The 12,644-nt window shown below is 63.2% G+C and carries 10 protein-coding genes; 3 read left to right on the top strand and 7 right to left on the bottom strand.

From position 1 onward, the window contains the following. Nucleotides 1–40: 40 nt before the first annotated feature. Complete coding sequence (locus AC07PV_RS02530; RefSeq protein WP_218295012.1) at nt 41–547, top strand: MaoC family dehydratase; 507 nt, start codon at nt 41–43, stop codon at nt 545–547. Next, complete coding sequence (locus AC07PV_RS02525; protein WP_218338578.1) at nt 531–1,955, top strand: MATE family efflux transporter; 1,425 nt, start codon at nt 531–533, stop codon at nt 1,953–1,955. The genes AC07PV_RS02530 and AC07PV_RS02525 overlap by 17 nt, the downstream gene beginning before the upstream one ends. A gap of 75 nt (nt 1,956–2,030) precedes the next feature. On the opposite strand, the gene AC07PV_RS02520 is transcribed toward AC07PV_RS02525, so the two are convergent. From AC07PV_RS02520 to AC07PV_RS02500, 5 genes are all read right to left on the bottom strand, one after another. Then, the gene (locus AC07PV_RS02520) at nt 2,031–2,834 is read right to left on the bottom strand and encodes an SDR family NAD(P)-dependent oxidoreductase (protein WP_494629282.1); all 804 of its coding nucleotides are present in this window, start codon (nt 2,832–2,834) and stop codon (nt 2,031–2,033) included. A gap of 197 nt (nt 2,835–3,031) precedes the next feature. Next, nucleotides 3,032–3,472, bottom strand: a complete 441-nt coding sequence (locus AC07PV_RS02515; protein WP_218338576.1) for a response regulator — start codon at nt 3,470–3,472, stop codon at nt 3,032–3,034. Next, complete coding sequence (locus tag AC07PV_RS02510; protein ID WP_494629280.1) at nt 3,459–4,985, bottom strand: sensor histidine kinase, YfiR-like protein-associated; 1,527 nt, start codon at nt 4,983–4,985, stop codon at nt 3,459–3,461. The genes AC07PV_RS02515 and AC07PV_RS02510 overlap by 14 nt, the downstream gene beginning before the upstream one ends. Then, on the bottom strand, nt 4,986–5,561 hold the full coding sequence (locus tag AC07PV_RS02505) for a TOL_0243 family YfiR-like periplasmic protein (protein ID WP_218295007.1): 576 nt from the start codon (nt 5,559–5,561) through the stop codon (nt 4,986–4,988). Beyond that, nucleotides 5,558–7,432 carry a TOL_0244 family TonB-dependent receptor gene (locus tag AC07PV_RS02500; protein WP_494629278.1) on the bottom strand — a complete coding sequence of 625 codons (1,875 nt, stop codon included), beginning with the start codon at nt 7,430–7,432 and terminating at the stop codon, nt 5,558–5,560. The genes AC07PV_RS02505 and AC07PV_RS02500 overlap by 4 nt, the downstream gene beginning before the upstream one ends. A 247-nt stretch (nt 7,433–7,679) precedes the next feature. Here AC07PV_RS02500 and AC07PV_RS02495 point away from each other — a divergent pair, with 247 nt between their 5' ends. After that, nucleotides 7,680–10,700, top strand: coding sequence for an EAL domain-containing protein (locus AC07PV_RS02495; protein ID WP_492253222.1), 3,021 nt, complete (start codon nt 7,680–7,682; stop codon nt 10,698–10,700). A gap of 55 nt (nt 10,701–10,755) precedes the next feature. Here AC07PV_RS02495 and AC07PV_RS02490 read toward each other — a convergent pair whose 3' ends face one another. Next, complete coding sequence (locus tag AC07PV_RS02490) at nt 10,756–11,289, bottom strand: response regulator (RefSeq protein ID WP_218295004.1); 534 nt, start codon at nt 11,287–11,289, stop codon at nt 10,756–10,758. 16 nt (nt 11,290–11,305) lie between these two features. Further along, a complete protein-coding gene (nosR, locus tag AC07PV_RS02485; protein ID WP_494629276.1) occupies nt 11,306–12,643 on the bottom strand; it encodes a response regulator c-di-GMP phosphodiesterase, NosR family in 1,338 nt (445 codons plus the stop codon). Between the last annotated feature and the right edge of the window lies 1 nt (nt 12,644).

Here is a 12,644-nt window from a genome sequence, read left to right as displayed (position 1 = left end):
AACATCCACCCGCCATCCCCTCATCTCCCCATTTGTTGCCATGACCGCTCACCCTGTTTCCACCGCATCCGCCCCCACCGGAATGCAGCCCGTGTACCTGGACGACCTGACCGTGGGCGACCAGTTCAGAAGCGGCGAACACGCCATGGACGAAGCGCAGATCAAGGCCTTTGCCGCCCAGTTCGACCCGCAACCCTTTCACATGGACGATGCCGCCGCCCGCGCCACGCTGTTCGGCGGTCTGGCCGCAAGCGGCTGGCATACGGCGTCCGTGACCATGCGCCTGCAGGTCACCACCGGCCTGCCGATCGCGGGCGGCATCATCGGCGCGGGCGCCGAGGTGAGCTGGCCCCGGCCCACGCGCGCCACCGACGTGCTGCACGTGGTGAGCGAGGTGCTGGAGATCCAGCCCTCCAAATCCAGGCCCGACCGTGGCATGGTCACCGTGCGCAGCGAAACCCGCAACCAGCACGGCGATGTGCTGCAGCTGTCCACCGTGCGCATCGTGGTGCCGCGCAGGCCTGCGGCCGATGGGGCAGGGGCCTGATGTGACCGAACCCCTGAACCCACGCACCCGCATGCTGCTGGAGGCGCCGATCGCGCCCACGCTGCTGCGGCTGGCGGCGCCCAATGTGCTGGTCATGCTGGCGCAGGCGGGCGTCGGGCTGATCGAGACCTACTTTGTCGGCAAGCTGGGCACCGATGCGCTGGCGGGCATGGCCCTGGTGTTCCCGGTGGTCATGCTGATGCAGATGACCTCGGCCGGCGCCATGGGCGGCGGCATCGCGTCGGCCATCGCCCGCGCCCTGGGCGCCCGGCGGCGCGACGATGCCGATGCGCTGGTGCTGCATGCGCTGGCCATTGCGGCGGTGTTTTCGCTGGTCTTTACCGTGGGCGTGGTGGGAGGAGGGCGCTGGCTCTACACCCGCATGGGCGGCACGGGCGGCGCGCTGGATGCCGCGCTGGTCTATTCCAACTGGGTGTTCGCGGGCGCGTTTCTGGTGTGGCTGTTCAACACCCTGTCGGCCGTGATCCGGGGTACCGGCAACATGGCCGTGCCAGCGTATGTGACGGTGCTGGGCGCCTTCGTGCTGGTGCCGCTGTCGCCGCTGTTCATCTTTGGCTGGGGCCCCATGCCCGGCCTGGGCATCGCTGGCGGGGCCATCGCGCTGATGGCGTACTACCTGATTGGCAGCGCGGTGCTGGCAGCCTACCTGTGGTCGCCGCGCAGCCTGCTGCGGCCATCGTTGGCGCACATCCGGTTCCGCTGGACTCTGTTCAAGGACATCCTGCGGGTCGGGCTGGTGGGCACGGTCTCCACCGTTGCCACCAACCTGGCGATCGGCGTCACCACGGCGCTGGTGGGCGGCTTTGGCACGGCGGCCATCGCGGGCTACGGCACCGCGTCGCGCCTGGAATACCTGCTGGTGCCCTTGGTCTTCGGCCTGGGTGCACCGCTGGTGGCCATGGTGGGCACCTGCATTGGCGCGGGCCAGCGTGAGCGGGCCTTGCGCGCCACCTGGATCGGCGCCGGCATGGCATTTGTGATGGCCGAGGCGATTGGCTTGTGGGCGGCTGCGTTTCCCAACGCGTGGCTGTCCTTGTTCAACAGCGATCAGGCCATGCTGGAGGCCGGCGCGCTGTATCTGCGCACCGTCGGCCCGGTGTACGGCTTTTTCGGCCTGGGCCTGGTGCTGTACTTTGCCTCGCAAGGGGCAGGGCGCCTGCTCTGGCCCGTCATCGGCAACATCACGCGCCTGGCGGTGGCGGTGACGGGCGGCTGGCTGGCGCTGCGCTGGGGCGGCGGCTTGGCGGCGGTGTTCGCCGCACAGGGCGTGGCGCTGGTGCTGTATGGCGTGGTCAACGCCTGGGCGATTGCAGGCGGCGCCTGGTTCGGCCCGGTCGGCTGGCCGCGCAGCATGGCGGGCCTGCTGCGGCGCATGCCGCAGGCTTGAAAATTGAATAAAAATAGCCGACAGCGCTTGTACATCAAGCGCAGACAGCTATCAATTCAATAGTAATTCGGCGCGTCAGACCGGAACGGTGTAGTTCAGCGTCATACGCCCGCCATCCACGGTCACGATCTCGCCGGTCACATAGCTGGCGGCATCGCTGGCCAGCCAGGCCACCACATCGGCAATCTCCGATGGCTCGCCCAGCCGCTTCATGGGGGTGCGGCTCATGATCTTCTGCTTGGCCTCGTCGCTGGTCAGCACGGCCTTGGCGGCCAACTCGGTGGCGATCGTGCCGGGGGCCACGGCGTTCACGCGAATATTCTTGTCGGCCAGCGCCAGGGCCATCACGCGCGTGAGCTGGTTCACGCCGCCTTTGCTCACGTTGTAGCTGGCGATATTGGGGATGGCCAGCACGCCATTGACCGAGCTCATGTTGACGATGGCGCCGCCGCCCGAGACCACCATGGCGCGCGCGACGGCCTGTGCGACAAGAAACGAGCCTTTCAGGTTGACCCGCAGCACGGCATCGAAATCGGCCTCGGTCACGTCCAGAAAATCCGCCGCGCGAAAGATGCCCGCGTTGTTCACCAGCACGTCGATGCGCCCGTGGGCCGCCAGGGTCCGGGCCACGAGCGCATCCACCTGCGTCTTGTCGCCCACATCGCAGCGCACATACAGCGCCCCCAGTTCCTGCGCCAGCGCCTGGCCGCGCGCATCGTCCACATCCGCGACGACCGTTTTGGCGCCCTCGGCGGCAAACCGCCGCACGCAGGCCTCGCCAATGCCCTGGGCGCCGCCAGTGACGATGCAGACACGGCCCTGGTGGCCGAAGTGAATGGAAGAAGACGGAGTGGATGGGGTCGTGGTGGGGAGGGTCATGGAGAGGGATGGTAGCGGCTGATGGCGGCACGGATCTGGCGGGGTTTGGTGGTTCCCCTGTGACTTTATACGATGTATATTATGTTAAATAACAAATATCATTGAGCGCGCTTGAGTTCGAGCATCCCTTCGCGGCACGCTCTGCGCAACCCCGCGCTCTCCTTGGATGAAAGATCCCGGATGACCGCCCGGGCCAGCTACGGCGTGCGGTTGACGGTCAGCCAATACGACCCGGCCTGACAGACCACATCCGCCATCTCGTCAAAGTCCATGGGCTTGACCACATAGCTGTTGACCCCCAGGTCATAGGACAGTGTCAGGTCCCGCTCTTCCTGGGACGACGTCAGTATCACCACGGGAATGCGGCGCGTGCGCTGGTCCTCCTTGATGGCGCGCAGCACCTCCATGCCATCCACCCGCGGCATCTTCAGATCCAGCAGCACCAGCTTCGGGCTGGTTTCATCGTGCTGTTGCGAATACTCGCCAAGCCGAAACAGGTAGTTGATGGCCTGTTCGCCATCCTTGACCCACAGCATCTTGTTGGCAAATCCCCGCTTCTTCAGGGCGCGGATCGCCAGCTCCGCGTCGTTGGGGCTGTCCTCCACCAGGAGGATGTCGATTTCTTCAAACAGCTCCATCGCGGCTCTCCCGTGGGACAGTGAAATAAAACGTCGCGCCTTCGCCCAGGCTGCCATCGGCCCAGACGCGGCCTCCGTGGCGGTGGACTATCCGCTGGACCAAGGCGAGACCTACGCCCGTTCCCGGAAATTCGCTGGTGTCGTGCAGGCGCTGAAAAACACCGAACAACTTGGCCTTGTACTTTGGATTGAATCCGGCACCATTGTCACGCACAAAGAAAATGTGTTCCTGATCGTCCGTGATGGCACCGATTTCAATGCGTGGATTTTCCTGTTTCGAGCTGAATTTGAGGGCGTTCGACAACAGATTGGTCCACACCTGTCCGAGGAGCACGCGGTCTCCCGTCGCCACGGGCATGGCGCCGATGTGAAGCTGGACCCGGCTGAAATCCTCGCGCTCCTTGAGCGCATTCCAGGTGGCCAGCACCAGCGCCCCCATCTCCACGTCACTCACCTTGAGCGCACGCCGCCCCAGCCGGGAAAAGGCGAGCAGGTCGTCGATGAGCACGCCCATGCGCCGCCCCTCGTTCTGGATGATCTGGATTTTCCGCCGGGCCTCGTCGTCCAGGTTCGCGCCGTGGTCTTCCATCAGCGCCTCGGAGAAGCCAACGATCCACCGCAGGGGCGCGCGCAGGTCATGCGACACCGAGTAGCTGAAGCTCTCCAGTTCCTGGTTGGCGGTTTCCAGCTGCAAGGTGCGCTGGGACACCCGCTGTTCCAGCTCCGCGTTGAGCTGGCGCACGTCCTGGTCGGCGCGCCGGCGCTCCTGCGCTTCGCGCTCCAGGGCCCTGTTGGCCGTTTCCAGGTCTTCGGCGCGCCGGCCGATCTCCGACAGCATGTCGTTGAACGCATCCGCCAGATAGCCCAGCTCGTCCTTCGTCGTCTTCTGCACGCGCAGTGAAAAGTCCTTGCGCTCCGTCACCTGGCGCGCCACGTTCGTGACGGCGAGGATGGGCTTGGTCAGGGCCGACTGAAGCCATGCCGACATGCCTGCCGCCACCAGCAGGCTCAGCCCCATGACGCTCGCGAGGATGCCCAGGTAGCCCCGAAACCGTTGCGCCAGTTCGTAGTCCGCGCTCATGTAGACCGTTCCGACGATCTCCTTGTTTTCGAGAATCCGCTTGAAAACGACCAGTTCGCCGTCTTGCAGTCGCACGCCGTCGGCTTCGGGCAATGCAGGGACCTTGTGCTCGGCATGGGCACCCGCACCGCGGTACCGGGCCACCATCTTTCCGCGGGCGTTGTAGATGGCGGCTGCCCGGATCTGGCGCCGGGTTTCCAGCAGGGACAGGTTTTCCTCCGCGGATTTGTGGTCGTCAAACGCCAGGGCGGGGCCTGTCGCGCGCCCCAGGATTTCGGCCTGCGTCAGCAGGTCACTGGTCACGTTCTGCTTGTAGGCCTGGAGTTCATACAGGGCGAGCGCGGTTCCCGCCACCGACAGCGACACGAAGGTTGCCGCGAGCATCGCCAACGCGAACTTGTGGCGCAGCGAGCGTGCTATGGCGTTGAGCATCTAGCGCCCTTCGGCGTGGACTCTCTGGGCCACCGCGAGCAAGCGGGAGCTGAGGCGCAGCCCGCTTTTTTCCACGGGCGCCAGCGCAACCTCGAAACGCACATGGCGATCCACCAGCAGAAAATTGATCATGCCGCCCAACGCAAGGCCTGCGGGCTCCTCGGTGACTACCAGGATGGGCTGCGCCTGCAATGTGCCCCGCACGGGTTTCAGGCGGGCGGCGTCCCCCTTGCCCACAAACAGGATCGCCACGTCTTCCAGCGGGTCTCCGGCCTTGAGCCGGCTCACCACGATGCTGCGCGAATGGATCTTGCGCCCCTGGACGATCTGCACCAGTTCATCTGCAATGGGATCGGCCCCCAGCACGCCGATCGTGAATGGCGTCTCCACGCTGCCCAGAAAGCCTTCGGGCCAATCCACATACCCGGCAAACTTGTACAGGAACGCGGCCTTGATCTGCGACTCGTCGTTCGGCCAGTCCGGCTGGGCGGCGCAGGGCCCGCAGGCCAGGCCGACCAGGAGCACCCACAGCGCCACCCCTCGCTCCAGCCGCCACGGCGATCTCCAGGTGTTCACAGAGACCACCTGACTCGCAACGCCACGTTGCGCGGAATTTCCCTGCGGTTCAGTGCCGCATTGAATTCCGGGTGGGATCCGTCGAACAGGTTCTGGCCCACGATCGACAGTTCAACGCCAGGCCGCACCGTCCAGCCAAAACGCAGATCGACGGCCGTGTACGCAGGCACGGCGGGGTCCGGCAAGGCCCCTACCCTGCGCACGATGACATCGAGCTCCTGGCGGTGGGGCAGATTGAGCCCGGCACGCAGCATCCACTGGTGGCGGGGATCATTGCCCAGCGCGCGGGGCCCCTCGGGGTCCGAGCTGCCCGGCCGGACCCGAAGGTTCTTGCGCAGCAAGGACAGCCCGCCCGCAAGGCGCAGATGGCGTGCCGCATGCCATTCACCCCAGGCTTCCAGGCCCCAGGTCTTTCCCTCGATCATGTTCTGCACCTGTGCCCCGGGAGGACGCTGACCGCTGCGCAATTTGTCCCAATGGTGCTGAAAGGCGGTGACGGAGTAGGAGAGCGAGGCCGAGGGCTGGGAGCGGTAGCCCAGCTCCAGCACCTTGGCGATTTCCGACTGGAAATCCGGGCCTCCGGCGATCAGAAATGGGGGGTTCGGGGGCAGGTGTATGTCGCGGTCCAGGCGTGCCGGGGCCCGTACCGCCCGCGACACGGCGCCCCACCAGAGCTGCTGCGGGCTCGGTTTCCATTCGAAGCGGGCACTCGGAAGCGACTCCATCCCCGTGAAGTCATTCTTCTCCAGTTTGGTGCCAAGCGTCAGGTTGAGGCGGTCGGTCAGCTTGAATTCATCCTGCACAAACACATTGGCCCAGCGCAGCGAAGCTGCTGCTGGCGTGAATCCAAATATCACGCCAGGGCGGATGTCGTCCCGGGCCTGCCTGTATCCCCCGCCCCACAGCAGCCGGTGGGCTCCCAGGGGCACGCCATGCTGGAACTCCACATCCAGAACCCGTTGCCGCGGCTGGTAGAGGAAGGCATCCTTGCGGTCCGTATAGTCGTAGTAGGCCTGCAGGCGAACGTCCTGCCCTGCCGGAAGTTTTCGCGTCAAGCGCCCAAGAACGTTGCCCCCCGACGCCTCGACCCGCCCCAGGTCAAAGCGGCCAAACAGGCCACGGCTGTCGGTGGCCCCAGCGTATACGTCGCCCTGAAAGGTCAGTTCGCTGCCATTGTCCACCCAGTCCGCGCGCCATCCCATTTGCCCGCGCGAACGTCCATCCGTTGCCGCGGCACTTCCGGTCTGTACCACGGGCCGGGTCGCGTCGCCCTTGGCGTAGACACGGAACGTCCCCCCTCCTCCCAGCACGCCGCCATATCGGAACGATGCGTCCCGGCCCTGATTGCCGGCACCCACGGCGACAAGCCCACCCTGGGTGCTGGCGGAGGATTTCGTGATCACGTTGATCACGCCATTGACGGCGTTGGCGCCCCACAAGGTACCTCCCGGTCCACTGATGACCTCTATCCGGTCAACATCTTCCAGCATGACGTCCTGTTGGTCCCAGAACACCCCGGAGAAAAACGGCGTGTAGACCGTGCGGCCGTCGATCAACACCAGCAGCTTGTTGCCAATGGCATTGTTGAAACCGCGCGCGCTGATCGCGTACTGGCTCGCGTCCAGGCGGGCCACCTGGAGATTGGGCGCCAGCCGCAATGCCTCGGGCAGCATGGAGGCGCCGGAGCGGCGGATGCTGTCGGAGGTGATCACAAAGATGGCGGCGGAAGCATCCCCGAGGAACTCGGGGTGCCGGGCCGCGGAGGTGATCTGGATGCTTGCCAGTTCTTCCAGTGAGAGTTCGGCAAGCGCGGAGGCTTTGTTATCCTGGGCCTGGATCGGCGACAGGGACAGGGCCAGCAATCCTGCCAAGCATGCTCTGGGTTGAATCACCGCCTGCCTCCCCGGGTTTGTGGATGCCAAGCCGTCAGCGCCGACTTGGAAACAATGGTAGGTTGAAAACCGGGTATTGCCTACCGTTCAACGGCGGCCGCGCACGCGAACCGCGCAAATTAAGAATCTCTTGATACCTGGGGTGCAGCCCCCTAGACTCGTCTCCACACGGCAGTGTTCCACAGGGGTGTCCCTGTGGCAGGAGGAATATTTGCAAGTGGTCCCCTTGAATATCCTGATGGTCGAGGATGAGCCCAACGACGCGGAACTCGTAGCGCACGCGTTGCGGCGCGCGGCGTTCAACTTCACGAGCCGCCGCGCGGACACCGAGGAGCGGCTGCGCCATGAGCTGCGGGTGGATGTGCCGGACATCATCCTGTCCGACTTCAGCATGCCGCGCTTCAGTGGCCTCGATGCCCTGTCGGTGGCCAGGGAGGTGTGTCCGGACGTCCCGTTCATCTTCGTGTCGGGAACCATCGGGGAAGAGAACGCCATCAATGCCCTCAAGAGCGGGGCGACGGACTACATCCTCAAGCATGACCTGGGGCGGCTGGCCCCCGCGGTCCGCCGCGCCCTCAATGACGCCCTGTCCGCACGCGAGCAAAAGCGCACGCAGGAGGCGCTAAGGCACAGCGAATTGCGGTTTCGGCTGGCGGCCTCCACCGGCGATGTGTGGGACTGGAATGTCGACACGGGCATCGCGCAAATCTCCGCGCAATGGAAATTTCGCCTGGGCTACCAGGACCATGAAATAGAAAATACCGCGGCGGCGTGGCTGGGCCTGCTGGAGCCGTCCGACCGCCAGATGGTGCTGGACGCTTTCGCTGCCCACATCAGGCAGCAGGTTCCCTACGACGTCGAATACCGGGCACTCGCCAAGGATGGCTCCTACCGCTGGTCGCATGCCAAAGGGCAAGCTGTCTGGGATGAAAGCGGCAAGGCAACCTATATGGCGGGCTCCGTGGTGGACATCACCGAGCGCAAGAATGCGGAACTCAAGGTCAAGCGTCTCAACAGGATCTATGCGGTATTGAGCAGCATCAACTCGCTGATCGTGCGGACGCAGGATCGCAAAGAGCTGTTTCACGAGGCCTGCCAGATCGCCGTCAATGCAGGGGGCTTTCGCCTGGCCTGGATCGGCATCGCTGACATGGAAGAGCAGCATGTGGCGGCGGCAGCCTGGGCAGGGGCCGGAGAAGATTACATCGAGCACATTCCCATGGGGCTGAATGTTCTCGAACGTGAGAACCACGGCCTGGTGGGCGAATGCGTCGGGAGCTCGGAAACCATCCTGGTTCAGGACGTCAGAACCGACCCGAGAATTGTCCTGAGGGATGAGGCAATCAACAGGGGATTTCAGAGCTTTGGCCTGTTCCCGCTGTCGGTCAACAAGAAAGTCATCGGACTGATGGCACTGTATTCGTCCGAGAGAGATTTCTTTGATGATGCCGAAATCCAGCTTCTGCAAGAACTGGCCTCTGACATTGCCTTCTCGCTGGACCATCTTGAAAAATCCGAGCGGCTCAATTACCTGGCCTACTACGATGCACTGACGGGGCTTCCCAATAGAAGCCTGTTGCAGGACCGCCTGGACCAGCTGATTCAAGGCGCCGCCAGCACTGCGGAGGACGCGGCGTCTGTGGCCTTGGTCTGGATGAACATCGACCGGTTCAAGAATATCAACGATACCCTGGGCAGGCATGCGGGAGACGCGGTGATCCAGGCGGTGGCCAGGCGGCTGGTGGAAGCCCTGGGCTCCAACGACAAGATTGCCAGAATGGGTGCCGATCATTTCGGCATCATTGCGACCTATCGCAGTGTTCCCGCGGAAATAGCGCATCTTTTGTCGGAAAAGATATTCCCCTTGATGGACCGTCCATTCGTTGTGGAGGGGAAAGAGCTGTACCTGACTTTTCGCACAGGCATATCCCTCTATCCGGACGATGGGCGGGAGGCGGACATGCTGTTTGCGCATGCGGAAGCCGCATCGCGCGAGGCCGGTGCGGCCAAGGGACGGTATCAGTTCTATACCGCCTCGATGAATACCCGTGTGCACAGCCAGCTGAGCATAGAAAGCAAGCTGCACAGGGCCTTGGAGAACGACGAGTTCGTTCTGCACTACCAGCCCAAGGTCGCGCTCCTTGACGGAAAAATCACCGGCATGGAGGCACTCATTCGCTGGAATGACCCCGAGTCAGGATTGGTTCCACCTTCGGTTTTCATTCCCATCCTCGAAGAAACGGGAATGATCATCGATGTGGGCCAATGGGTTCTGGAAAGAGCCATTCGCGACCATGACAAGTGGCGCAGCCAAGGATTGACACCTCCAAGGATCGCCGTGAATGTTTCAGCCGTCCAGATGCGGCGGTCCGATTTCTCGAAGATCCTCGGCCTTTGCCTGAAAGGCAGCAAGGGCGGTGAAGTCCCCATCGATATCGAGATCACGGAAAGCCTCTTCATGGAGGATATTGACGTGAACATCCAGCGCCTCCACGACATCCGTGAAATGGGTGTCCGCCTGGCGATCGATGATTTTGGGACGGGCTATTCTTCGCTGGCCTATCTGAAGCGGTTTCCCATCGATTATTTGAAAATCGACCAGAGTTTCGTCAAAGAGGTCATCTACGACCCCGATGCCGCTGCGATCTGCACTGCGATCATCGACCTGGCCCACAATCTCAAGCTCAAGGTCATTGCCGAAGGCGTGGAAACAGAGGCGCAAATGAGCTATCTGCATCGCAAGAAGTGCGATGAAATCCAGGGGTACTATTTCAGCAGGCCGGTACCTGCCGAGGATTTTGGACGCCTGCTGGCCGATGGCGTCACCCTCAGGATTCCCGAAAAATCCGCAGAACCCCCCAAGAGAATTCTGATCGTGGACGATGAACCAGGAATACTGGCTTCGATGCGGCGTCTGTTGCGGCGTGATGGATATGAAATATTGACCGCCAACAGTGCAAAAGATGGTTTCGACATCCTGGCGCAACAAGAAGTGCAGGTCATTCTTTCGGACCAGCGCATGCCCGAGATGTCTGGAACGGAATTTCTCTCCCGGGCGCGGGAACTCTACCCCGAAACCATCCGGATTGTTCTTTCAGGGTATACCGATCTGGAATCCATTTCGGACGCGATCAACCGAGGCGCCATCTATAAATTTCTGACGAAGCCCTGGGACGACGATCTGCTGCGGGAAAATATCCGCGAAGCATTCAGGCACCATGACGCTGCCCAGCGCAAAGGCGCTTGAATGGCGCAAACCGCCCCGGGGATTTTGAAGGCCCAGGGCTGTGGGGCCGCGGTCCTTAGCTGTCCGGCCCCAGGACTTCTCCATTCGGCCCCCATGTCACATGGGTCAGTCCCGGCTCCAGAGCCTCCAATCGGCGGCGTTCCAGTTCCGTGGCGCTGAGTTGGCCAAACTCGTGACGCCCGACATCGGCCAGATCGTTCTCGTGGCGAAGCTGATCGGCCCGCTCCAGGGCCGAGCGCACATGCCCGAGAAGGTCTTTCTCATCCCAAGGTTTCAGCAGGTAGCGGAAGACTTCCGCATCATTGACCGCCCGCATCAGGTTTTCCGAATCTGACGATGCGCTCAGCACCATCCGCACCGCCCTGGGCTGAATGGTCCGCACGAGGCTCAGAAACTCCACGCCGGTCATCAGGGGCATCCGGTAGTCCGAAATCACCACATCGAAAACGGCCTCTCTGAGCTTGGCCAATGCCACTTCCGGTTCCACCGTTTCTTCAATGCGCAGATCAGCCCCGAGTCCCGCTCGCAGGCTCCGCTTTATCGCCGCCAGGACATGGGGCTCGTCATCCAGTAGGAGAATTCTCTGCATGCCTGAGTCCTTCGTATTACGGTTTGATCGGCAGGATCATTTCAGTACCGTCCCGTCCCTCGCGCAACCTCAGCCGCTTGATCAGCTCGGCCGTCAGCACGTGGTCCGCCGCGAGCAGCACGGCGCCTTCGGTGGACAGGAGGTCCCGCGCCAAGATCATTCCCGGCCGCAGCTGTACGGTGCGCAGCATGCGCGGGGGCGTTTCCGCGCCGGGCGCAGCCTTCAGCAGCATTTGCAGGAAGACATCGACGACTTCGGGGTGGAACTGGGTCCCCCTGCCCCGCGCGATCATCGACCTGGCATCCGCGGCATTCAAGGGCGTGGAGCTGAGGTGGCCGATTTGCAGGTCGTCATACGTGTCCGCCACGGCGAGAATGCACGCGCCCATGGGAATCATCTCCCCCACCAGGCCATCCGGATAGCCCAGGCCGTCGTGCCGCTCATGGTGGCTTCGGATGATATTGGCCACCGCCTGCATGTCGTCAAGCGCCATGAGCGCCTGCTCCCCGAGCACGGCGTGACGGCGGTACTGGACGGTTTCTTCCTCAGATAGCTTGGGAACAGGCCGGGCCAGCAGGGTATCGGGCAAGGCGATCTGGCCGATGTCGTGCATCAGGCCGGCGATGAACGCGTCCTGCTGGTCCGCCTCGCTCATGTTCATGGCACGCGCGGTGCGGCGGGCCAGGTCCGCCACGCGCCGTGAATGGCCGGAGAGCTGCCCTCCCCTCCACTCCATCAGGTTGGAGAACACCTTGATGGAAGTGAGGTAGTTTTTCTTGATCTTCTGGCTCAGCTGGAGCAACTCACTGGTGCGCGCAGCAACCTTTTCCTCCAGGGTCTCATTGAGCTCCATCAATGCCTGGTTCTTGGACCTGAGAAGGGCCTCCAGGCGGTCCTTCTCATGCTCCAGGGCATGGCGCTCGAACACCTGGTGGGCCGTCGCAAGCACTTCCCCGTCATCCCAGGGCTTGGTGATGTACCGATAGACTTCACCGCTGTTGATGGCCGCGATGGTGGATCCGATGTCCGCGTACCCCGTCAACAGGATTCGCGTCGTTCGGGGCCAGCGCTGGCGCACCTGCTCCAGCAACTGGGCGCCGCTCATTCCTGGCATCCGCATGTCGGAGAAGATCAGGTCCACGGGTTCCTGCTCCATCTGGGCAATCGCCTCGGCACCGCTGGTGGCGGTCGTTACCTGGTATCCACTGCCCCGGAACAGGCGCTTGAGCGAAGCCACGATGTTGGGCTCGTCGTCCACGCACAGAATTCGCCAGACGCGTGCATCCTCCTGCGATTGGCCGACCTCCGGAGACAAGGTCGGAAGAGCGGCCGTGAGGTCGATATCGGAGTTCACC

This window comes from Acidovorax sp. GW821-FHT09A11 (assembly GCF_059418365.1).
The sequence above is the reverse complement of the archived record's forward strand: the minus strand, read 5'-3'. Positions and strand labels throughout refer to the sequence as shown.

What these genes read in the sequence shown, in the direction of transcription:
- AC07PV_RS02530 (WP_218295012.1), top strand. Translation starts at nt 41, where the DNA reads ATGACCGCTCACCCTGTTTCCACCGCATCCGCCCCCACCGGAATGCAG.
- AC07PV_RS02525 (WP_218338578.1), top strand. Translation starts at nt 531, where the DNA reads ATGGGGCAGGGGCCTGATGTGACCGAACCCCTGAACCCACGCACCCGC.
- AC07PV_RS02520 (WP_494629282.1), bottom strand. Translation starts at nt 2,834, where the DNA reads ATGACCCTCCCCACCACGACCCCATCCACTCCGTCTTCTTCCATTCAC.
- AC07PV_RS02515 (WP_218338576.1), bottom strand. Translation starts at nt 3,472, where the DNA reads ATGGAGCTGTTTGAAGAAATCGACATCCTCCTGGTGGAGGACAGCCCC.
- AC07PV_RS02510 (WP_494629280.1), bottom strand. Translation starts at nt 4,985, where the DNA reads ATGCTCAACGCCATAGCACGCTCGCTGCGCCACAAGTTCGCGTTGGCG.
- AC07PV_RS02490 (WP_218295004.1), bottom strand. Translation starts at nt 11,289, where the DNA reads ATGCAGAGAATTCTCCTACTGGATGACGAGCCCCATGTCCTGGCGGCG.